At 75.4% G+C, this 24995-nt stretch carries 2 protein-coding genes; both read left to right on the top strand.

The annotated features are described in order from the left end of the window. The first annotated feature begins 318 nt into the window (after positions 1–318). Positions 319–10356, top strand: coding sequence for a type I polyketide synthase (locus tag GA0070608_RS27485; protein WP_091631572.1), 10038 nt, complete (start codon positions 319–321; stop codon positions 10354–10356). A 25-nt stretch (positions 10357–10381) separates the two neighbouring features. Beyond that, the gene (locus GA0070608_RS27480; RefSeq protein WP_425413258.1) at positions 10382–24994 is read left to right on the top strand and encodes a type I polyketide synthase; all 14613 of its coding nucleotides are present in this window, start codon (positions 10382–10384) and stop codon (positions 24992–24994) included. The last annotated feature ends 1 nt before the right edge of the window (position 24995 follow it).

The following is a 24995-nucleotide window of genomic DNA, read 5'->3' as shown; positions in this document are numbered from 1 at the left end:
GTGGCGAAGTCGGCCGGGCGGGGGTGTCGCACCCGCCCGGCCGCACCCCGCGAGGCGGCTGCCCCGGGCCGTTCAGCAGGGCCGCTCGGCCCAGCCTGCGGCCCCGCCGCTAGGGGCACCGGTAGGGGCAGGCTAGGGGTTGTGACCGCCGTCCGGCGACAATTACCTTCCTCCGGTAAGTAAGACCTGGTGTGCGCTTAAACGCTATTTGTCTGGCAATTCGTGGTCGGCTGAATGGGCTTTGGTCTTCGCGGCTTTGTGGCGTCTGTGGACGGTATTGGGTCGCCTGGCTTTCTCCGGCCCGAAAAGGTGGCACTAATGGCGACTGAAGATACGCTACGGGAGTACCTGAAATGGGTGACGGCGGACCTTCACCAGACCAGGAGGAAGCTCGGCGAGCTTGAGGCCGCCAGCCGCGAGCCGATCGCGATCATCGGCATGGCCTGCCGGTTCCCCGGCGGGGTGCGCTCGCCGGAAGAGCTGTGGGAACTCGTCGACTCGGGACGCGACGCCATCTCCGGGTTCCCCGCCGAGCGGGGCTGGGACCTGGCGCAACTGTTCCATCCGGACCCCGACCACCCCGGCACGTCGTACGTCTCCGAGGGGGGCTTCGTCGACTCGGCCACCGACTTCGACGCCGCGTTCTTCGGCATCTCGCCCCGCGAGGCGGTCGCCATGGACCCGCAGCAGAGGCTGCTGCTGGAGACCTCCTGGGAGGCGTTCGAGCACGCCGGGATCGACCCCTCGGCGTTGCGTGGTCACCAGGTGGGGGTGTTCGCCAGCACCACCGGCCAGGACTACGTGTCGCTGCTCCAGCAGCCGCCGCCCGGCACCGAGGGGTACATCCTCACCGGGACGGCGGCGAGCGTCGTGTCCGGCCGGATCTCGTACGCCCTCGGCATCGAGGGCCCCGCGGTCACCGTCGACACCGCCTGCTCCTCGTCGCTGGTCGCGCTGCACCTGGCGGTGCAGGCGCTGCGGCAGGGGGAGTGCACCCTGGCGCTGGCCGGCGGGGCCACCATCATGTCCACTCCCGCCGCCTTCATCGGCTTCAGCAGGCAGCGCGGCCTGGCCTTCGACGGCCGGTGCAAGTCGTTCGCCGCCGCCGCCGACGGCACCGCCTGGGGGGAAGGCGCCGGCCTGCTCCTCGTCGAGCGGCTCTCCGACGCGCGGCGCAACGGCCACCCCGTCCTGGCTGTGGTCCGCGGCAGCGCGGTCAACCAGGACGGCGCCAGCAACGGGCTCACCGCCCCCAACGGTCCCTCCCAGCAGCGGGTCGTCCTCCAGGCCCTGGCCAGCGCCCGGCTCGCGCCCGAGCAGGTCGACGTGGTGGAGGCACACGGCACCGGCACCACCCTCGGTGACCCGATCGAGGCCCAGGCCCTGCTGTCGACGTACGGGCAGGGTCGGCCGGCGGACCAGCCGCTCTGGCTCGGCTCGGTCAAGTCGAACATCGGGCACACCCAGGCTGCCGCCGGGGTGGCCGGGGTGATCAAGATGGTGATGGCGTTGCGGCACGAGACGGTGCCGGCGACGCTGCACGTCGACGAGCCCACCCCCAACGTGGACTGGACGGCCGGCGCGGTGTCGGTGGTGACCAGCCCTCAGCCGTGGCCCGCCGGGCCGGAGCCCCGCCGGGCCGGGATCTCCTCCTTCGGCATGAGCGGCACCAACGCCCACGTGATCATCGAGGAGGCGCCGGCCGCCGACCCGGCCCCGGCCGCGCCGGACGCCTCGGACGGGCCCGCCGCCGCGACCGACCCGGACACCGTCGCGCAGCCGGGCACCCTCGCTCCCATCACCGGGGCCGGCCTCGTGCCGGTGTTGGTCTCCGCCCGGGAGGCGGACTCCCTCGCCGCCCAGGCGACCCGCTGGGCCGACTGGCTCGACGGCCGCCCCGACCTGCGGCTGCCCGACGTCGGCTGGTCGTCGGTCAGTACCCGGGCGAGCCTGGAACACCGGGCCGTGCTGCTCGTCGAGGACCGCGCCGCCCTACTGGGCGGCCTGCGCGCGCTGGCCGACGGCGCGGGTGCCCCGGGCCTGCTCACCGGCTCCGGGCCGCGCGGCGGCAAGCTGGCGTTCCTCTTCTCCGGTCAGGGCGCGCAGCGCAGCGGCATGGGCCGCGACCTGGCCGCCGCGTTCCCCGTCTTCGCCCGGGCGCTGGCCGAGGTCTGTGCCGAACTGGACCGGCACCTGCCCCGCCCGCTCACCCCGGTGATCTTCGCGCCCGAGGGCGACGAGGCCGCCGGGCTGCTCAACCAGACGCTCTTCACCCAGGCCGGCCTGTTCGCCGTCGAGGTGGCGCTGTTCCGGCTCCTGGAGAGCTGGGGGATCGCCCCGGACGTCCTGCTCGGCCATTCGATCGGCGAGCTCTCCGCGGCGCACGTGGCCGGCGTGCTGTCGCTGCCGGACGCCGCCACGCTCGTCGCGGCCCGGGGCCGGTTGATGCAGGCCCTGCCGGCCGGCGGCGCGATGCTGGCGGTCCAGCTTCCCGCCGACGCGGTCCGGGCCGCCCTCGCCGGCCTCGACGACCGGGTCGCCGTGGCCGCCGTCAACGGGCCCACCGCCGTGGTGGTCTCCGGGGCGGCCGACGCCGTCGAGGAACTCGAACGCCGCTGGGCCGACCAGGGCGTACGGACCAGGCCGTTGCGGGTCAGCCACGCCTTCCACAGCCCGCTGATGGAACCAATGCTCGACGAGTTCGCCGCCGTGGTGCGTGGGCTGGAGCTGCACCCGCCGACGCTGCCGATCGTGTCGAACCTGACCGGCGCCCTCGCCGATCCCGACGAGATCCGCACCGCCGACTACTGGGTCCGGCACGTGCGGGAGGCGGTCCGGTTCGCCGACGGCGTGGACCAGTTGCTCGCCCTGGGGGTGCGCACGTTCCTGGAGGTCGGCCCCAGCGGGGTGCTCACCGCGCTGGCCCACGACATCCTGACCACGGCCGGCGGGGACGACGGCCGGGCGGCGGTGGCGCTGCTGCGCCGGGACCGAGGCGAGGCCGCGTCCGCGTTCACCGCCCTCGCCGAGCTGCACGTCGCCGGGGTCGAGGTGGGCTGGGCCGAGCTGTTCGCCGGTACGGACAGCGCGCGGGTGCCGCTGCCCGGGTACGCCTTCCGCCGGCAGCGGTTCTGGCCCGAGCCGCCGCCCGCCGCCCCCGCCCACACCTCGCCCGGCGGTGACGACGAGTTCTGGACCGCACTGGAACAGGCGGACGTCGACACCCTCCGCAGTGAACTGGGCGTCGGCCCGGACGACGACGAGCAGGTACGGGCGCTGCTGCCGGCCCTGCCGGTGCTCACCTCGTGGCGCCGGTCCCGGCGGGAACGCTCCCTGGCGGACGGCTGGTCGTACCAGGTGACCTGGAAGCCCGTCGCGGTCGACGACCGCGACGGGCCGGCGGGCCGCTGGCTGGTCGTGCTGCCGGCCGACGACGCCCCGGCGTGGGCCGACCGCCTGGCCGGCATCTTCCCCGACGCCGAGCCGCTGGTGCTGCGGGTCGACGCTGCGGACCTCGACCGTGCGGCGCTCACCGCCCGGCTGCGGGAACTGATCGACGAACGGCCGGTCGACGGCGTGCTCGCCCTGCTCGCCGGCCAGGACCGGCTGCTGCCCGAGCACCCCGGCGTGACCCTCGGCGCGGCCACCGCCCTCGCCCTCGTCCAGGCCATGGCCGACCTGGATCTGGTTGCCCCGCTGTGGTGCGTCACCAGCGGCGCGGTGGCGGCGGCGCCGGGCGACCGGGCCGAGCACCCGCTACAGAGCGAGATCTGGGGCCTCGGCCGCGCGGCGGCGGTCGAACAACCGCACCGCTGGGGCGGGCTGGTCGACCTGCCGACCACCGTCGAGGACGCCACCGCCCGGCGGCTCGCCGCCGTGCTGGCCGGGGGCGGCGAGGACCAGGTCGCCGTCCGGCCCGGCGGGATCTGGGCCCGCCGGCTCAGCCCGGCCCCGCCGGCGGCGGACGAGTCACCCGCCGGCGACTGGCGCTCCGGCACCGTCCTGGTCACCGGTGGCACCGGTGCCCTCGGCGGCCACGTCACCCGCTGGCTGCTGGACCGGGGCGTCGGGCAGGTGGTCCTGGCAAGCCGGCGGGGCACCGCCGCCCCCGCCGTGGCGGACCTGCTCGACCGGTACGGCGCGGACGGGCGGGTCACCGTCGCCGCCTGCGACGTCACCGACCGGCGTTCCGTGGCGGACCTGGTGGACTCGCTGCCCGGCCTGACCGCCGTCGTGCACGCCGCCGGCACCGACCAGCTCACGCCGCTGACCGACACCACCCTCGACGAGTTCTCCCACGTGGTCGCCGGGAAGGTGCTCGGTGCCCTGCACCTCGACGCCTGCCTCGCCGACCGCGAGCTGGGCGCGTTCGTGCTCTTCTCCTCCATCTCGGGCGTGTGGGGCAGCGCCGGCCAGTGCGCCTACGGCGCCGGCAACTCGCTGCTGGACGCCCTGGCCGTCAACCGGCGCGGCCGGGGCCTGCCGGCCACCGCCGTCTCCTGGACCGCCTGGGGCGGCGCCGACGGCATGGCCGCCGAGAACGTGGCCACCGGGCAGCTGAACCGGATGGGCCTGCCGCCGATCGACCCGGGCAAGGCGCTCGTCGCGTTGGACCGGGCGATGCGCCGACCGGCGCCCTGCGTCACCGTCGCCGACGTCGACTGGACCCGGTTCCACCCCGCGTTCACCGTGGCCCGGCCCAGCCCGCTGCTCGGTGACCTCCCGCAGGTGCGGGCGATCGTCGCCGAGGATGAAGCCACCGGCCCGGTCGGGGGCGCCGTCGCCGCACCACTGCGGCACCTGACGTCGCTCCCCGCGGCGGAGCAGGAGCGGGAACTGCTGCGGCTGGTCAACGAGCAGACCGCGGCGGTCCTCGGCCACGCCACCCCCGACGAGCTGCGCGGGCGTCCGTTCAAGGACCTCGGCTTCGACTCGCTGACAGCGGTGGACTTCCGGGGGCGGCTGAACGCGGCCACCGGCCTGCGGCTGCCCACCACGCTGGTCTTCGACTACCCCACCCCGGCCGAGTTGGCCGCACACCTGCGCGAGCTGGTGTCCGGCGCCAACCCGGCCGACACGCCGGAGACGGTCGTCGTCGACGCCGACGAGCCCGTCGCGATCGTCGGCATGGCCTGCCGCTACCCGGGCGGCGTCGACGGGCCGGAGGCGTTCTGGCGGCTGGTCGCCGACGGCGTGGACGCCATCTCGGCGTTCCCGACCGACCGGGGCTGGGAGATCCCGGAGGCGGTGGAGGGCGCGCACGGCCCGGCCGGCGGCTTCCTCTACGACGTGCCCGACTTCGACCCCGCCTTCTTCGAGATCTCGCCCCGCGAGGCGGTGGCGATGGACCCGCAGCAGCGGCTCACCCTCGAGGCGTCCTGGGAGGCGCTCGAACGGGCCGGGATGGACCCGGCGTCGCTGCGTGGCACCCGCACCGGTGTCTTCGTGGGTGCCTCGACCTCCGGGTACGGCACCGGGCTGACCGAAGTCCCCGAGGGGGTCGAGGGATACCTGATGACCGGTGCCGCGCACAGCGTGATCTCCGGGCGGGTGGCGTACACCCTGGGACTGGAGGGACCGGCCGTCACGGTCGACACCGCCTGCTCCTCGTCGCTGGTGGCGCTGCACCTCGCCGGGGCGGCGCTGCGGCGCGGCGAGTGCGACCTGGCGCTGGCCGGCGGCGTGGCGGTGATGGCCACCCCGACGGCGTTCCAGGAGTTCTCCCGCCAGGGTGGCCTGGCCTCCGACGGGCGGTGCAAGTCCTTCGCCGCCTCCGCCGACGGCACCGGCTGGTCGGAGGGCGTCGGCATGCTGCTGGTGCAGCGGCTCTCGGACGCCCGCCAGCAGGGCCGGCGGATCCTCGCCGTGGTACGCGGCTCGGCGGTCAACTCCGACGGCGCGTCGAACGGCCTGACCGCGCCCAACGGTCCCTCCCAGCAGCGGGTGATCCGGCAGGCGCTGGCCAGCGCCCGGCTGGCGGCCACGGACGTGGACGTCGTCGAGGCGCACGGCACCGGCACCACCCTCGGCGATCCGATCGAGGCGCAGGCCCTGCTGGCGACCTACGGACAGGACCGGGGGGACACCGGCCCGCTGCTGCTGGGATCGGTGAAGTCGAACATCGGCCACTCGCAGGCCGCCGCCGGCGTCGCCGGTGTGATCAAGATGGTGCTGGCGATGCGGGAGGGCACCGTTCCGGCGTCGCTGCACGTCGACACGCCCTCACCGCACATCGACTGGTCGGCCGGCGCCGTGGAACTGGTGACCAGGTCCCGGCCGTGGCCGGCGGTGGACCGGCCGCGCCGGGCGGCGGTCTCCTCGTTCGGGATCTCCGGCACGAACGCCCACGTGGTCATCGAGCAGCCCGCCGACGCCGATTTGACCGGTGCCGGAGAGCCGGCCGCCGCCCCGCCGCCCGGCCTGGTCGCCTCGGACCTGGTGGCGTGGCCGGTGTCGGCCCGTTCCGCCTCCGCCCTGACCGCGCAGGCGTCCCGGCTGGCCCGGCACGTGCGGGAACACCCCGGTCTCGCCCCGGCGGCGGTCGGCTGGTCCCTCGCGGCCACCCGGTCGGCGTTCGACCGGCGGGCTGTGGTGACCGGCGCGACCCCGGGTGAGCTGCTGGCCGGCCTGGACGCGCTCGCCGCCGGAACCCCGGCCGGCAACGTGGTGACCGGCACCGTCACCGCCCACGGCGCGGGCGCGGTGTTCCTGTTCCCGGGAGCCCGTTCGGCGGGTACGGCGGCCGGACTGGTCGGCCGCTGCCCGGTCTTCGACGACACGCTCGCCGAGTGCCGGCAGGCCCTGGCGCCCTGGCTCGACGTGGACCCCGCCGCCCTGCTGACCGGCGCGGACACCTCCTGGAGGGACCGGCCGGAGCTGGCGCAGCCCGTGCTGTTCGCCGTCGGGGTGGCGCTCGCCGCCGTCTGGCGGCACGCCGGGGTGACGCCGGCGGCGGTCATCGGGGACGCGGACGGCGAGATCGTGGCCGCCTGCGTGGCGGGCGTGCTGTCCCTGCCCGACGCGGCACGGACGGTGGCGTCGCGGGCCCGGGCAGCCGCGGGCGAGGTGGGCCCCGAGGGCCTCCGCGTCGACCTGGAAGGGCTCGCCCCACAGCCCGGGACCGCCCGACTGGCCTCCACCGTCACCGGCCACTGGGCCGACCCGGCCACCCTCGACGCCGGCCACTGGGCCGGCGGGGTGGGGCGGCCGGGGCTGTTCGACGACGCCGTCCGTACCGCCGTGGCGGCCGGACACGTGACCTTCGTGGAGGTCTCGCCGGAGCCGGTGCTGACCGTCCGGGTCGCCGAGATCCTCGGCGGGACCGGTGCCACCGGCCACGTCCTGGACACCCTCGGCGGGCCGGACGACGCCACGGCCCGGCTGCTGACCAGCCTCGCCACCGCGTACACCGTCGGCCTGCCGGTGGACCACCGCCGGATGCTGCCCGCGAGCGAGCCGGTCGACCTGCCGACGTACGCCTTCGACCGGCACCGCTACTGGCTGGAGCGCACCGGCGCCCACCGTTCCGTGCTGCCCTCCGTGGGCCTCGACGTCGTCGACCACCCGTTGCTCAGCGCCGTGGCCGACCTGCCGGGCGACGAGGGCCTGCTGTTCACCGGCCGAATCACCCTCGCCACCCACCCCTGGCTGGCCGACCACGCCGTGCTGGGCACGGTGCTGCTGCCCGGGACGGCGCTGGTGGAACTGGCGTCCTGGACCGGGCGGCACGCCGACGCGGCGTCCGTCGCCGAGCTGAACCTGGAGGCGCCGCTCGCGATCCCCACCGAGGGGGGAGTCGACCTGCGGGTCCGCGTCGGCCCGCAGGACGACACCGGGCACCGGTCGGTCGCCATCCACTCCCGCCGGGACGACGACACCGACCAGCACGGCTCCCGGGCCTGGCAGCGTCACGCCTCCGGCCAGCTAACCGGCACCGCCGACCCGGAAACCGCCCCGGCTGCCGTGTGGCCGCCCGCCGACGCCGAGCCGATCGCCCTCGACGGCCTCTACGGCCGGCTCGCCGCCCAGGGCTACCACTACGGCCCGGTCTTCCGGTCGCTGCGCGCCGCGTGGCGGTCGGGGTCGGACATCCTCGCCGAGGTGGCCCTGGACGCCGACGCGTCCACCGACACCACGGCCTTCTCCGTGCACCCGGCCCTGATGGACGCGGCGCTGCACGCCATCGGCGCCAGCGTCACCGACCCCGCCGGCACGGACCCGGTGGGAGAGGCTCCGCAGGGTGGCCCCGACATCCGCCCGGGCCTGCCGTTCACCTGGTCGGGCGTGACCATCCGGCCCACCCGCGCCCGCGAACTGCGCATCCGGCTGCGGGCCACCGACTCCGCGTCGATCGCGTTGACGATCACGGACACCGGCGCGACGCCGGTCGCATCCGTCGACAGCCTCGTCCTGCGGCCCATCTCCGGCGAGCAGCTCAGCGCGGCCCGCCGGTCGGCCAACCGGTCCCTGCACCGCCTCGACTGGGTCGCCCCCGTCCCGGGCCGCGCCGGCGGCACGGCCCGGCTGGCCGTTCTCGGCGACGACTGGCCCGGCACCGACCGGCACCCGGACCTGTCCGCGCTGGTCGCCGAGGTGCGCGCCGGCGGCCCGGTCCCCGACGCGGTGGTGGTGACCTGCGTCGGGCACGATGCCGACGAACCGCACCCCGCCCGGCAGGCGCACCGGGTCAGCCACCGCACGCTCGCCCTGGCCCAGCAGTGGCTCGCCGAGGAGTCCCTCGCGCCGGCCCGGCTGGTGGTGGTCACCCGCGGCGCGGTGCGGGTCGACCCGGACGAGCGGGTCACCGACCTGCCGTCCGCCACCGCCTGGGGTCTGCTGCGGTCCGCCCAGTCGGAGAACCCGGACCGGATCGTGCTCCTCGACGTCGACGACGACGGGTCGGCCGCCGCGCTGCTGCCGGCGGCACTCGACACGGGCGAACCCCAGCTCGCGGTACGGGCCGGCCGGCTGCGGGTACCTCGGCTGGCCCGGCTCGGCCCGCCCCCGGCCGACCGGTCCGGCCCGGCCCTGGCCACTGGCACGGTCCTGGTCACCGGGGCGACCGGCGCGCTCGGGCGGCTGGTCGCGCGGCGGCTGGTGACCGAGCACGACGTACACCATCTGCTGCTGGTGAGCCGCACCGGCGCGGACGCCCCGGGCGTCGGCGGTCTCGTCGACGAACTCGCCGGCCTGGGCGCCACCGCCCAGGTGCTCGCCTGCGACGTCACCGACCGCGACGCGCTGGCCCTGCTGGTCGACCAGATCCCCGCCGACCGGCCGCTGACCGGCGTGGTGCACGCGGCCGGCGTGCTCGACGACGGCATCCTGTCCGCGCTCACCCCGGACCGCTTCGACACGGTGCTCCGCCCCAAGGTCGACGCGGCCTGGCACCTGCACGAGCTGACCGAGAAACTGGACCTGGCCGCGTTCGTGCTCTTCTCCTCGGCGGCCGGCCTCTTCGGCGGCCCCGGGCAGGCCAACCACGCCGCGGCCAACTGCTTCCTCGACGCCCTCGCCCAGCACCGCCGGGACCGGGGCCTGGCGGCGATGTCACTGGCGTGGGGACCGTGGGCCAACGACACCGGCGACGGGCAGCCGGGGCACGTCGACGAGGCCCGGATGAGCCGGGGCGGCTTCGTCCCGCTCGGCGCCGACGAGGGCATGGACCTGTTCAGCGAGGCGCTACGTTTCGCCGAGCCGGTGATCGTGCCGGTCAGCCTGGACGTCGCGCTGATCGGCCGGCACGGGCCGGCGGCGGTGCCCCCGGTACTGCGGTCGCTGGTCCGGCCGTCGGAGACGGGCGCGGCCCGGGCCGCGGAGCGCGACCCCGCCGAGGCGCTGCGGGAGACCCTGGCCGCCACTGCGGAAACGGACCGGGACCAGGTGCTCTCCGACGTGGTCCGCACCCACGCCGCCGCGGTCCTCGGCTACGCGTCGATCCGGTCGATCGACGCCGAGCGCGGCTTCGTCGAGCTGGGCTTCGACTCGCTGACCGCGGTCGAGTTCCGTAACCGGCTCAACGCGGCCACCGGCCTGCGGCTGCCGTCCACGCTGATCTACGACCGGCCGACCACGGCCGCGCTGGTCGAGTACCTGCGGGGCGCGATGCTGGCGGAGCGCAGCACGTCCGCGCTGGCGGTCCTCGGCGAGCTGAACAAGCTGGAACACACCATGCGCACGGTGGCCACCGGTGACACCGACCGGGCCGCCGTCGGCGCCCGGCTGCGCGAACTGCTCTCCCTGTGGACCTACGCCGAGTCCGACGCCGGCTCCGCCGACGACGACGGCCCCAGCCTCCAGTCTGCCTCCGCCGAGGAGATCTTCAGCCTGCTGGACGAAGAGCTCGGCACGGCCTGATCCGGCATGTCGCACACCTCGATTCCTGATACGGAGTGGCCCGATGCCCACTGAGGCAGAGTTCCTCGACTACCTCCGGCGTGCCACTGCCGACCTGCGTGACGCGCGCCGGCGGGTGCGCGAGGTGGAGGCCAAGGACCGCGAGCCGATGGCCGTCATCGGGATGGCGTGCCGGTTTCCGGGCGGGGTGACCAGCCCGGCCGAGCTGTGGGACCTGGTCGACCGGGGCGGCGAGGGAGTGGGTGACTTCCCGGCCGACCGGGGCTGGGACCTGGAGCGGCTCTTCCACGTCGACCCGGACAACCCGGGCACGTCGTACAGCAACCAGGGTGGCTTCCTCTACGACGCGCCGCAGTTCGACCCGGGCTTCTTCGGCATCAGCCCCCGCGAGGCCCTGGCGATGGATCCGCACCAGCGGCTGCTGCTGGAGACCTCCTGGGAGGCGTTCGAACACGCCGGCATCGACCCGCAGCGGCTGCGGGGCAGCCGGACCGGCGTGTTCGCCGGGGTGATGTACCACGACTACGCGTCCCGGGTGCTGGACCTGCCCGACGGCGTCGAGGGTTACATCGGCACCGGTAACTCCGGCAGCGTGGTGTCCGGGCGGGTGGCGTACACCTTCGGGCTCGAAGGACCGGCGGTCACGGTGGACACGGCGTGTTCGTCGTCGCTGGTGGCCGTGCACCTCGCGACGCAGGCGCTGCGCCAGCGGGACTGCGACTTCGCGCTCGCCGGCGGCGTGACGGTGATGTCCACGCCGGGCACCTTCGCCGACTTCTCCCGGCAGCGGGGCCTGGCCTCCGACGGCCGGTGCAAGTCGTTCGCCGCCGCCGCCGACGGCACCGGCTGGTCGGAGGGCGTCGGGGTGCTGCTGTTGCAGCGGCTGTCCGACGCCCGCCGGGACGGCCGGCGGATTTTGGCGGTCGTCCGGGGCAGCGCGGTCAACCAGGACGGCGCCAGCAGCGGGCTGACCGCGCCCAACGGCCCGTCCCAGGAGCGGGTGATCCGGCAGGCCCTCGCCAACGCCCGACTCTCCCCGGCGGACGTCGACGTGGTCGAGGCGCACGGCACCGGCACCACCCTCGGCGACCCGATCGAGGCGCAGGCGCTGCTGGCCACGTACGGGCAGGACCGGGGCGAGGGCGGGCCGCTCTGGCTGGGCTCGGTCAAGTCGAACCTGGGCCACACCCAGGCCGCCGCGGGCGCCGCCGGCCTGATCAAGATGATCGAGGCGATCCGGCACCGGAGCATGCCCGCCACCCTGCACGTCGACGAGCCGTCGCCGCACATCGACTGGTCCGCCGGGCAGGTCTCGCTGCTGACCGAGGCGCGAGAGTGGTCGGCCGCCGACCGGCCGCGTCGGGCCGCCGTGTCGTCCTTCGGCATCAGCGGTACGAACGCCCACGTCATCCTGGAGGAGGCGCCCGTCGACGACGCCCCGCCCACGGACGGGGCCGAGCCCGTCGCCGACGCACCGATGGCGCTCCCGCTCACGCCGGTGTTCCTCTCCGCCCGCACCCCCGAGGCGCTCGCCGGGCAGGCCGACCGGTGGGCCGGCCACCTCAGCCGCGTCGACTCCCTGCGCCCGGTGGACGTCGCGCTCTCCTCGATCAGCCGCTCCGGGCTGGACCATCGCGCGGTGGTCCTCGCCGGCGACGCGGACGACCTGCTCACCGGGCTGCGGGCCCTCGCCGACGGCGAACCGGACGGCAGGGTCACCACCGGGATGTCGACCCCGCGTGGCCGGCTGGCCTTCCTCTTCTCCGGTCAGGGCGCGCAGCGTGCCGGCATGGGTCGTGAGCTGTACGAGACCTGGCCGGTCTTCGCCGCCGCTCTGGACGAGGTGTGCGGGCATCTGGATCCGTTGCTGCCGAGTCCGCTGCGTGAGGTGATGTTCGCCGGGGCGGGCACGCCGGAGGCGGAGCTGCTGGACCAGACCGTCTACACCCAGGCCGGGTTGTTCGCCGTCGAGGTGGCGCTGTTCCGGTTGGTCGAGTCGTTCGGCGTGGTACCCGACCTGGTGGCCGGGCACTCCATCGGTGAGATCGCGGCGGCGCACGTGGCCGGGGTGCTGTCCCTGGCCGACGCGTGCGCCCTGGTCGCGGCGCGTGGCCGGCTGATGCAGGCCCTGCCCGCCGGTGGCGGGATGGTCGCGATCGGCGCGGACGAGGCGGCGGTGACCGGGTCCCTCGCGGGGCTCACCGACCGGCTCGACATCGCCGCCGTCAACGGCCCCACCGCGGTCGTGGTGGCTGGTGACGTCGAGGCGCTCGATCAGGTGCAGCGGATGTGGTCCGAGCGGGGCGTGCAGACCCGCCGGCTGCGGGTCAGCCACGCGTTCCACAGCGGTCGGATGGACCCGATGCTCGCCGAGTTCGCCACGGTCGCCGAAGGACTGACCTTCCGGCCACCGACGATCCCGGTGGTGTCGACCCTGACCGGCCGGGTCGCCGACGCGGAGCAGCTCTGCGACCCCGGCTACTGGGTGCGGCACGTACGCGGCACGGTGCGCTTCGCCGACGCCGTCGACTGCCTGCGCGCCGAGGACGTCGACACCTACCTGGAGGTGGGGCCGAACGGCGTCCTGACCGCCATGGCGCAGAACTGTCTCGCCGAGCGGGCGGAGGACGAACCCGCGCCCCTGCTGGTCCCGGTCTCACGCCACGACCGGCCCGAGCCGCAGGCCGTCCTGGAGGCACTCGCCCGGCTGCACGTGCACGGTCTGACCGTCGGCTGGGCGGACCTCCTGCGCCGGAGCGGCGGCCGGCAGGTGGACCTGCCGACGTACGCGTTCCAGCATCAGCGCTTCTGGTTGGAGCCGGCGGGACGGTGGACGGACGTGTCCGGCGCCGGTCTCGGGGCGGCCGGGCATCCACTGCTCGGCGCGGCGGTGTCGGTGGCCGGCGAGGACATGGTGGTGCTGACCGGCCGCCTGTCCACGTCGACGCACGCCTGGTTGGCCGACCACTCGGTGTCCGGCACCGTGGTGGTGCCGGGCGCCGCCCTGGTGGAGTTGGCGGTGCGGGCGGGCGACGAGGTGGGTGCGTCGCGGGTGCGGGAGCTGACCGTCGCGGCGCCGCTGGTGCTGCCGTCGACCGGCGCGGTGCGGGTGCAGGTGCGGGTCGGGGCTGCCGACGACAGCGGCACCCGGTCGGTGACCGTGCACTCGCAGCCGGAGGAGAGCATCGACCCGGAGTGGGTCCGGCACGCCGAGGGGCTGCTGGAGCCGGCGTCGGCCGACGAGCCGGGCGTGGGAACGTGGCCGCCGGTCGGCGGGTCCGAGGTGGACCTGGCCGGCTGGTATCCGGCGTTGGCGGAGCGCGATCTGGTGTACGGGCCGGTGTTCCAGGGCCTGCGCCGGGTGTGGACCGGCGGCGACGAGGTGTTCGCCGAGGTCGCGTTGCCGGACGAGGTGGCCGGTGACGCGGCGGGGTTCGGAGTGCATCCGGCGTTGCTGGACGCTGCCCTGCACCCGATCGGACTGCTGCTGGGTGCGGGTACGGGTGGGCCGCGGGTGCCGTTCGCGTTCGAGGGTGTGCAGGTGCACGCCTCGGGCGCGAGGACGCTGCGGGTCCGGCTGACGCGGGTGGGTTCGGCGGTGCGGCTGGTCGCCTGTGACGAGGCCGGTGCGGCCGTGGTGTCGGTGGATTCGTTGGCGCTGCGGGAGCTGACCGGGGTGTCGTCCCCGGGCGAGGCGGCCCGGTCGTTGTTCGAGGTCACCTGGCAGGCCGAGGAGGTCACCGCGTCCGGGGACATCTCCGGATGGGCGCTGGTGGGCACGCCGCTCTCCGCCGGCCTGCCGGTGTTCCCCGACGTCGGGACGCTGACCGCGACGGTGACCGAGGCGTCGGGCGCGACGCCGCGCCTGCTGCTGGTGCCTGCGGGTTCGGCGGGCAGTGTGGAACGACCGGACCGCGTGGACGCGGTCCGGCCTGCGGAGGCCCACCACGACAACGGCCCCGACGAGGTGCGCGCGGCGACGTCGAACGTGCTGGCGACGGTGCGGTCCTGGCTGGCCTCCGACGCCCTGGCGGATTCGCGGCTGGTGGTGGTGACCCGGGGGGCGGTATCCGTCGGTGCCGGGGATCGGGTCACCGATCTGGCGGGTGCGGCGGTGTGGGGTCTGTTGCGGTCGGCGCAGTCGGAGCATCCTGGTCGGATCGTCCTGGCGGATGTCGACGGTGACGTGGACGCCGGGGTCTTGGGTGTGCTGGCGCGGGTGGCGGATGAGCCGGTGGCGCACGGCGGTCAGGTCGCGGTGCGATCCGGCGCGGTGTTCGTGCCGCGTCTGGTGCGTGCGGTGACTCCGACGTCGCTGGACGGCTCCGTGGTCGGCGACGGGACGGTGCTGGTGACCGGCGGGACGGGTGCGCTGGGTGCGTTGGTGGCGGAGCACCTCGTCTCGTCGTACGGGGTGCGGTCGCTGGTGCTGGTGTCGCGGCGTGGCCCGGACGCCGTGGGTGCCGCGGAACTGTCGGAGCGGTTGACCGGGTTGGGCGTCGTGGTGCGGGTGGTGGCCTGTGACGTGACCGACCGGGACCAGGTCGTCGCCCTGATCGGTGAGGTTGCCGCGGCCGGTCGGTTGGCGGGCGTGGTGCACACGGCCGGTGTGTTGGACGACGGGGTGGTCGAGGGGGTGACCGCCGAGCGTCTTGCCGGGGTGCTGGCGCCGAAGGTGTCGGCGGGCTGGTTCCTGCACGAGGCGACGGCGGGCCTTGATCTGGACTTGTTCGTGGTGTTCTCGTCGGTGGCGGGCGTGTTGGGTTCGCCGGGTCAGTCGGCGTACGCGGCGGGTAACGCGTTCCTGGACGGGTTGGCGGTGTACCGGCGGCAGTCGGGTCTGCCGGCGGTGAGCCTGGCGTGGGGGATGTGGGACACCCCCGGTATGGCCGCGTCGATCGACGAGGCGGACCGGGTGCGGTCGGCCCGGGGCGGCGTCACCGCGATGAGCGCCGAGACCGGGCTGCAGCTTTTCGACGCGGCGCTGACCGCCGACCGACCGGTCCTGGTGCCGGCCGTGATCGACCTGGCCGCCCTCCGGGCCGCAGCCGGTGCCGGCCTGGTGCCGCCGATGCTCCGCGCCCTGCTCGGCACGACCACGACCCGCCGCCAGGCGGGACAGGGCGCCACCTGGGCGACCCGGATCAGCGGCCTGGCCCCCGCCGAGGCGCGGGCCCAGATCGACGTGCTGATCCGGGGTCTCGTCTCGCAGGTCCTGGGGCACGGCAGCGCGGAGGCGGTGCCCGCCGACCGGGCGTTCCGCGAGTTGGGCTTCGACTCGCTGACCGCCGTGGACCTGCGCAACCGGGCCAACGCGGCCACCGGCCTTCGACTGCCCTCGACGCTGGTGTTCGACCACCCGACGCCCCAGGCCCTCGCCGCCCACGTGCACGCCGAACTGGCCGGCACCGCCGGCGGCACCGTCGCGTCTGGTGTGCGGACCACGACCGGATCCGACGAGCCGATCGCCATCGTGGGCATGGCCTGCCGCTACCCGGGTGGGGTCGAGAGCCCGGACCAGTTGTGGGCGTTGCTGGCCGCCGGGGGCGAGGGGATCGGGGAGTTCCCGGCCGATCGTGGTTGGGACCTGGAGTCGTTGTACGACCCCGATCCGGACCATCCCGGTACGTCGTACACCCGGCACGGTGGGTTCCTGTACGGGGCCGGGGAGTTCGACCCGGGCTTCTTCGGTATCTCGCCGCGTGAGGCCCTCGCGATGGACCCGCAGCACCGGTTGCTGCTGGAGACCTCGTGGGAGACGTTCGAATCCGCCGGCCTCGACCCGGCACGCCTGCGGGGCAGCCGCACCGGTGTCTTCGCCGGTGTCATGTACCACGACTACGCCTCCCAGCTGATGGAACTGGCCGACGAGGTCGAGGGATACGTCGGGACCGGCAACTCGGGCAGCGTGCTGTCGGGTCGGGTGGCGTACACCTTCGGCCTGGAAGGCCCGGCGGTCACCGTCGACACGGCGTGCTCGTCGAGCCTGGTGGCGTTGCACCTGGCCGCGCAGGCGCTACGCAGCGGGGAGTGTGATCTGGCGCTGGCCGGTGGCGTGACGGTGATGGCCACGCCGGGGACGTTCATCGAGTTCTCCCGCCAGCGGGGTCTGTCGCCGGACGGCCGGTGCAGATCCTTCGCCGGTGGTGCTGACGGCACCGGCTGGAGCGAGGGTGTCGGGGTGCTGCTCGTGCAGCGGCTCTCGGACGCCCAGCGGGAGGGGCGGCGGATCCACGCCATCCTGCGGGGCACGGCAGTCAATCAGGACGGTGCGTCGAACGGGTTGACGGCGCCGAATGGCCCGTCGCAGCAGCGGGTGATCCGCCAGGCTCTGGCGAACGCGCGTCTCACCACCGCCGACGTGGATGCGGTGGAGGCGCACGGCACCGGCACGACCCTCGGTGATCCGATCGAGGCGCAGGCGTTGCTGGCCACCTACGGTCAGGGCCGGCCGGCGGACCGCCCGTTGTGGCTCGGGTCGGTGAAGTCGAACATCGGGCACACCCAGGCTGCTGCCGGGGTGGCCGGCGTCATCAAGATGGTCATGGCGATGCGGCACGGCCTGGTGCCGTCGACGTTGCATGTGGATGAGCCGTCGCCGCACATCGACTGGTCGGCCGGTGCGGTGGCTCTCGCCACCGAGGCCACCCCGTGGCCTGAGGTGGGTCGGCCGCGTCGGGCGGCGGTGTCGTCGTTCGGGATCTCCGGCACGAACGCGCACGTGATCATCGAGCAGCCGCCGGCCGACGTGGTCGACGGCCAGGCGACCGACCGGCCGCGTGCCGGCGTCACACCCCTGGTGCTCTCCGCCGCGGACGCCCCGGCACTGCGCGAACAGGCCGCCCGGCTGGGCGCACACCTGGCGGCACACCCGGAGCTCGAACCCGCCGACGTCGCGCACGCCCTGGTCACCACCCGGGCCGAGTTCCCGCACCGTGCCGTGATTCTCGGCCGGGACACCGTCGGCCTGACCCGGGCCCTGGAGTCGTTCCGCCTCGGCGAGGACGCCGCCGCGACGGTCACCGGCCCCCCGCAGGGTGGCGGCGACCCGGTCCTCGTCTTCCCCGGCCACGGCGACCCGTGGCCCGCCACGACCGTCGAGCTGCTGGACCGGTCACCGGAGTTCGCCGCCTCGATCGCCGAGTGCGGGACGGCCCTCGCGCCCTGGGTGGACTGGTCGCTCTCCGCCGTGCTGCGCGGCATGGACGACGCCCCGCACCCGACAGATCCCGGGGTGGCGCACCCCGTCCGGTGGGCCGTGTCGGTCTCACTGGCCCGCTGGTGGCGTTCGCTCGGCGTACGGCCCGCCGCCGTGGTGGGACACTCCCACGGTGAGGTGGCGGCGGCCTGCGTGGCCGGGGCACTGTCGTTGGAGGACGCGGCGAAGGCGATCGTCCTCGGCAGCCGGGCCGAGGCCGACCCGGACGCGACGCAACGGCTGACCACGGACCTGGCCGGGATCACCCTCCGGACGCCCGAGGTGCCGCTGCACTCCGCGGCGACCGGTGGGCAGGTCGACACCGACGGCCTCGACGCCGCCAACTGGTACCGGGGCCTGCCCGGGGGTGCCGACGTCAGTCAGGTCGTGCGCGCCCTGCTCGACGACGGCCACCAGGTGTTCCTGGAAGCCGCCCCGGCTCCCGTGCTCACCGCCGCAATGCGGGGGACCGCGCCCGAGGCCGTGGTGGTCGACGCCGCCGAAGCCGAGGGCTGGCTCCGGATGCTGACGGTTCTCGCCGGGCTGCACGTCCACGGCGTGTCCGTGAACTGGACGGCGATCCTGGGCGTCCGCACCGGGCCACCGGCGCAACTGCCGACGTACGCCTTCCAGCGCCAGCGGTACTGGCCGCAGGCACCGGCCCCGACCGGCCCGGCCCCCGCCGGTCAGGACGAGGCGGACCGGCACTTCTGGGAGGCCGTGGAACGGGCCGACCCGCAGGCGTTGGCCGCCGCGATGCGGATCGACGAGACGGCGGCCCGGTCCCTCGACCCGGCGCTGCCGCTGCTGTCCTCGTGGCGCCGACGCCGCCGCGACGAGTCCGCCGTGGACTCCTGGCGGTACCGGGTGACCTGGAAGCCGGTGACCACCGCACCGGAGGCCACCCTCTCCGGCACCTGGCTGCTGCTGGTGCCGGCGGACGGCGCCGAGCGATCCCTGGTCGACGGCGTCGCCCAAGCCCTCACCGAGGGCGGGGCCGAGGTCGTCCGGGTCGACGCGACAGACCCTGACCGGCAGCCGCTGGCCGACCGGCTCGGGCACACCGGCGTCGCCCCCGGATCCGTTGCCGGCGTGCTCTCCCTGCTCGCCCTTCACGAGGCCCCGCACCCGACCCATCCGGTGGTGCCGACCGGCCTCGCCGGCACGTACGCCCTGGTCCAGGCCCTCGGTGACGCCGGGGTCACCGCCCCGCTGTGGTGCGCCACCGCCGGCGCGGTCTCCACCGGCCGGGCCGACCCGGTCGACCGTCCCCGACAGGCGATGCTCTGGGGGTTCGGCCGGGTGGTCGCCCTGGAACACCCGGACCGCTGGGGCGGCCTGGTCGACCTGCCCACCGAGCTGGACCCGCGGGACCGGGCCCGGCTGGTGGCCGTGCTGGCCGGCATCGACGCGGAGGACCAGTTGGCGCTGCGGTCCTCCGGGGTGTTCACCCGGCGACTGGTGCGGGCCCGCACCGACCGGACGACGACCGGCAGTTGGCGCCCCGAGAGCGGCGCCGTCCTGGTCACCGGCGGTCTCGGCTCGATCGGGGCCCAGGTGGCGCGCTGGCTGGCCCGGGAGGGCGTCGGTGAGCTGGTGCTGACCGGACGCCAGGGCCCTGCCACGCCGGGCGCCGACGAACTGGCGACCGAACTGCGCACCGCCGGCGCCACGGTCACCGTGGCTGCCTGCGACGTCGCCGACCCCGACGCCCTGCTGGCCCTCGTCGAGCGGCTGGCCGGGCAGGGCACCCGCATCGGCGCCGTGTTCCACACCGCCGGGGTCGCCCACGCCGGACCGGTCGCGGCCACCGACGTGGCCCAACTCGCGGACGCACTGCGGGCCAAGGTGTCCGGCGCGGTGAACCTCGACGAGGTGTGCGGCGACGACCTGTCGGCGTTCGTGCTCTTCTCCTCCGGCGCGGGCGTCTGGGGCGGCGGGCACCAGGGCGGCTACGCCGCTGCCAACGCCTTCCTCGACGCGTTCGCCGAGGACCGGCGACGGCGCGGCAGGGCGGCCACCGCGATCGCCTGGGGCGCCTGGGACGGCGGCGGCATGGTCGACGCCGAGGGCGCCGCCGACCAGATGTTCCGGTCCGGTGTGCGGGCCATGCGCCCCGACCTCGCGGTGTCCGTCCTGGCTGAGGCGCTCGACCACGGCGACACCACGCTCACCGTGGCGGACATCGCCTGGGACCGGTTCCTGCAGACCTACACGCTGGCCCGCCCCCGGCCGCTGATCGCCGACGTCCCGGAGGTGGCCCGGCTGCTCGCCGCCGGGCAGCGCGACGGCGACGCCTCCGGGGCGGCCTCGCCGCTGCGCGGCCGGCTGGCCGGGCTCGCCGGACCGGAACGGCGCCGGGTCCTGCTCGACCTCGTACGGGTCCACGCGGCGGCGGTGCTGCGGCTGCCCTCGCCACAGGCGTTGGCGGCGGACCGGTCGTTCCGGGAGATCGGCTTCGACTCGCTCAGCGCCGTCGAGATGCGTAACCGGCTCGCCGAGGCGGTGGGACTGACCCTGCCGGCGACCCTGGTGTTCGACCGTCCGACGCCCGCTGCCCTCGCCGAGCACCTGGCCACCCGGCTCACCGGCGACGACACCCCGGCGACGGCGCCCGTGCAGGCCGCCACCGCGTTGGACGAGCCCATCGCCGTCGTCTCGATGAGCTGCCGGTTCCCCGGCGGCGTCGCCGGCCCCGAGGACCTGTGGCGACTGGTCAGCGAGGGGCGGGACGGGATCGCCGAGTTCCCGGCCGACCGGGGCTGGGACCTGGAGGCGATCTACCACCCCGATCCCGACCGGCCCGGCACCTCGTACGTCCGGGAGGGCGGCTTCCTCACCGACGCCGCCGGCTTCGACGCCGCCCTGTTTGGCATCTCCCCGCGCGAGGCCCTGGTGATGGACCCGCAGCAACGGCTGCTGCTGGAGAGCGCCTGGGAGCTGTTCGAGCGCGCCGGCACCGCGCCGGCCGACATGCGGGCGACCGAGACCGGGGTCTTCGTCGGCACCAACGGCCAGGACTACGCCACCCTGCTGCTGGCGGCACGGGCCGAGACCGAGGGCTTCCAGGCCACCGGCAACGCCGCCGCCGTGGTCAGCGGCCGGCTGGCCTACCACTTCGGACTGCAGGGCCCGGCGGTCACCGTCGACACCGCCTGCTCGTCCTCGCTGGTGGCGCTGCACCTGGCCTGCCAGTCCCTGCGGCAGGGCGAGTGTGACGTAGCGGTCGCCGGCGGGGTGACGGTGATGGCCACCCCCGGACCGTTCCTGGAGTTCGCCCGGCAGCGAGGGCTCGCCCTCGACGGCCGCTGCAAGTCGTTCGCCGGGGCCGCTGACGGCACCGGCTGGGGCGAGGGCGTCGGCCTGGTGTTGCTCCAGCGGCTCTCCGACGCCCAGCGGGACGGCCGGCGAATCCTGGCCGTCGTACGCGGCTCGGCGATGAACCAGGACGGCGCCAGCAACGGCCTGACCGCGCCGAACGGGCCCGCCCAGGAGCGGGTGATCAGCCAGGCGCTGGCCAACGCACGGCTGTCCGCCGCCGAGGTGGACGTCGTCGACGGGCACGGCACCGGCACCCGGCTCGGCGACCCCATCGAGGCGCAGGCACTGCTCGCCACGTACGGGCGGGACCGGCCCGCCGACCGGCCGCTGTGGCTCGGCTCGGTCAAGTCGAACATCGGCCACACCCAGGCCGCCGCGGGTGTCTCCGGCGTGATCAAGATGGTGATGGCGCTCCAGCACGACCTGCTGCCGCCCACCCTGCACGTGGACGAGCCCTCGCCGCACGTGGACTGGTCGGCGGGCGCGGTCGCGCTGCTCACCGAAGCGCAGCCGTGGCCCGAGGTGGACCGGCCGCGTCGGGCCGGCGTGTCGTCGTTCGGGGTCAGCGGCACCAACGTGCACGTCATCCTCGAACAGGCGCCCGCCGACACCGGGGCGTCCCGCCCGGCCAACGCACCACCCGCCGGACCGCCGGTGCTGCCCTGGATCGTCTCGGCCGACGGCGCGGACGGCCTGCCGGCCCAGGCGGCGCGGCTGGCCGACTGGCTGCCCCGGCACCCGACGCCCGCCGCCGACGTCGCCAGGGGCCTGGCCACCGGACGTTCCCCGCTGCGGCACCGCGCGGTGGTGCTCGCCGCCGACGCCGACGCCGCCCTCGCCGGGCTGCGGGCGCTCGCCACCGGGCAGGACCATCCCGGACTCACCCGGGGTGTCGCCGAACCCGGCGGCGCGTTGGCGGTGCTCTTCTCCGGCCAGGGTGCCCAGCACGCCGGGATGGGCCGCCGCCTGTACGAGACGTTCCCGGTCTTCGCCGAGACCCTCGACGAGGCGTGCCAGCACCTCGACGCGTACCTGCCGCGACCGCTGCGCCAGGTGCTGTTCGCCGAGCCCGGCACCGCCGAGGCCGACCTGCTGGACCAGACGGTCTTCACCCAGGCGGGCCTCTTCGCGGTCGAGGTGGCGCTGTTCCGGTTGCTCACGCACTGGGGGATCCGGCCCGACTTCGTGGCCGGCCACTCGGTGGGGGAGATCAGCGCCGCTCACGTGGCCGGCGTGCTCTCCCTGCCCGACGCCTGCACGCTCGTCGGCAACCGGGGGCGGCTGATGCAGGCCCTGCCCGCCGGCGGCGGGATGCTCGCCGTCGCCGCGCCCGAGGTCGACGTGGCCCGGGCGCTCACCGGCACCGACGGGCAGGTCGCCGTCGCCGCGGTGAACGGGCCGGCGGCCGTCGTCGTCGCCGGGCCTCAGGACGCGTTGACGGACCTGGCCGCCCACTTCGCCGCTGGCGGGGTGCGGACGAAGCGGCTGCGGGTCAGCCACGCCTTCCACAGCCCGCTGATGGAGCCGATGCTCGCCGACTTCGCCGCCGTGGCGGCGACCCTGGAGTACGCCCCGCCGACGCTGCCGCTGGTGTCCAACCTGACCGGCGCTGTCGTCGACGCCGACCGGCTCTGCACCCCGGAATACTGGGTCCGGCACGTGCGCGAGGCGGTCCGCTTCGCCGACACCGTCACCCACCTGCACGCCAACGGGGTGACCCGGTTCCTGGAGATCGGGCCGGACACGGTGCTGACCGCGCTGACCGCCGACGCGCTGCCGGCGGACGCCCCGGTCCTCGTGACCGGCGTGCAGCGGCCCGGCCAGGACGAGGTGACCGCCCTGCTCGGCGCGGTGGCCCGACTGCACTGCCAGGGCGTGGCCGTCCACTGGTCGCGGCTGCTGCCCGGCGCCGGGCCGGTTGACCTGCCCACGTACGCATTCACCCACCAGCGTTTCTGGCCGACCCTGGACGCGGTGGCGGACACCCCCGCCGCCACCCACGACGACGTCGACTCGGCGTTCTGGCGGGCCGTGGCGTCGGGCGACGGCGACGCGCTCGCCGGCCGGCTCGGCCTCGACCCCGACCGGCCGCTGCGGGACCTGCTGCCGGAGCTGGACCGGTGGCGGCGCCAGCAGCAGGAGGACACCCTCGCCGGGGGCTGGCGGTACCGGATCACCTGGCGTCCCGGGACGCTCACCGCGGGCGCTACCGACGGCACCTGGGCCCTGGTCCACACCGGGATCGACCAGCCCGTCGTCGACCGGCTCGCCGAGCTCGTCGCCGCGCGGGGCGGCACCGTCCGACTGCTCGCCGTCGACCCGGCCACGACCGACCGGACGGCGCTCGCCGAACAGCTCGCCGGCATCGCGCCGACCCGGATCGTGTCGCTGCTCGCCCTCGACGAGCGGCCGCACCCCGACCGCCCCGCCGTACCTGTGGGTCTGACCGCGAACCTCGCCCTGGTGCAGGCGGTCACCGACACCCTGCCCCCGGTGCCGCTGTGGCTGCTCACCCGGCAGGCTGTCAGCACCGCGGCCGACGACCCCGTCGTGCACCCGGCCCAAGCCACCACGTGGGGGCTCGGCCTGGTGGCCGCGCTGGAACACCCCCGGCACTGGGGCGGCCTGCTGGACCTGCCCGCCACCCTGGACACCGCCGCCGCCGAGCACGTCCTGGCGGCGCTGACCGCCACCGGGCACGAGGACCAGCTCGCGGTGCGTGACGCCGGGACGTACCTGCGGCGGCTGGCCCGCGCGCCCCGGGCGGAGGCGCCGGGCGACTGGCAGCCGCCGGGCACCGTCCTGGTCACCGGCGGCACCGGCGCCGTCGGCCGGTACGCCGCCGCCTGGCTCGCCCGGCACGGCGCGCGACGGCTGCTGCTGGTCAGCCGGCGCGGAACGGCGGCCCCCGGGGCCGACGAGGCGGTGGCGGAACTGGCCGCCCTCGGCGCCGAGGCCCGGGTCCTGGCCTGCGACCTGGCCGACCGGGACGCGGTCGCGGATCTCGTCCGTGGCCTGCGCTCCGACGGCGAGACCGTACGCGCGGTGGTGCACGCCGCCGGGGTGGGACGGCTCAACCCGGTCGCCGCGGTGACCGAGGCGGAACTCGCCGACGTCGTGTCCGGCAAGATCGCCGGAGCCCGGCACCTGGACGAGTTCCTCGACCCGGAACCGCTCGACCTGGTCGTCCACTTCTCCTCCATCGCCGCCGTCTGGGGCGTCGGCGACCACGGGGCGTACGCCGCCGGAAACGCCTTCCTGGACGCCTGGGCGCAGTCGCGACCGGCGGGACGCACCCGGGTCCTCTCGGTCAACTGGGGACCGTGGGCCGGCGGTGGCATGGTGACCGACGCGCACGCGGCGGCGATGAGCCGGCGCGGGGTGTCCCTGCTCGACCGGGAACCGGCGATGGCCGCCCTCCGCGCCGGCCTGGAAGGCGACGACACCGCCCTCACCGTCGCCGACATCGACTGGGACCGCTTCGCACCCGTGTTCGCCTCCGCCCGCCCCCGGCCGCTGATCAGCGAGATCGCCGAGGTGGCCGCCCAGGCCGCAGCGGCCCGGGCGGACGCCGAGGACGGCGACGTGGTCGCCACCGAGCTGCGCAAGCGGCTCGGCGAGCTGTCGCAGGCCGAACAGTCCCGGGTGCTGGTGGACCTGATCCGCACCGCGGCGGGCGAGGTGATCGGGCACGACAGCCCGTACGCGGTGGAGAGCAGCCGGCCCTTCCGGGACCTGGGCTTCGACTCGCTGACGGCGGTGGAACTGCGGGGGAGGCTGACCCGGTCGACCGGGCTGAGCCTGCCCAGCTCGGTGGTCTTCGACTACCCGACCCCGCTGGCCCTGGCCGAGCACCTGCGGGCCGAACTGCTCAGCGAGGCGTCGGTGGAGGCGCTGCCGACCCTGGCGGAGCTGGACCAGTTGGAGAGCGCCCTCGCGCTGCGCGACCCGGACGACATCGGCCGGGTGCGGATCACGATGCGGTTGCACAGCCTGCTCGAACGACTTGGCGCCGTCGAGGAACACCGGGAGGAGACCGCCGAGGTGGCGGACCGGCTGCGGGTGGCCAGCAACCAGGAGCTGTTCGACCTCATCGACCAGGACCTCGGGCTCTCCTGAG

Source organism: Micromonospora peucetia (genome assembly GCF_900091625.1).
GTDB lineage: Bacteria > Actinomycetota > Actinomycetes > Mycobacteriales > Micromonosporaceae > Micromonospora > Micromonospora peucetia.
The sequence above is the reverse complement of the archived record's forward strand: the minus strand, read 5'-3'. Positions and strand labels throughout refer to the sequence as shown.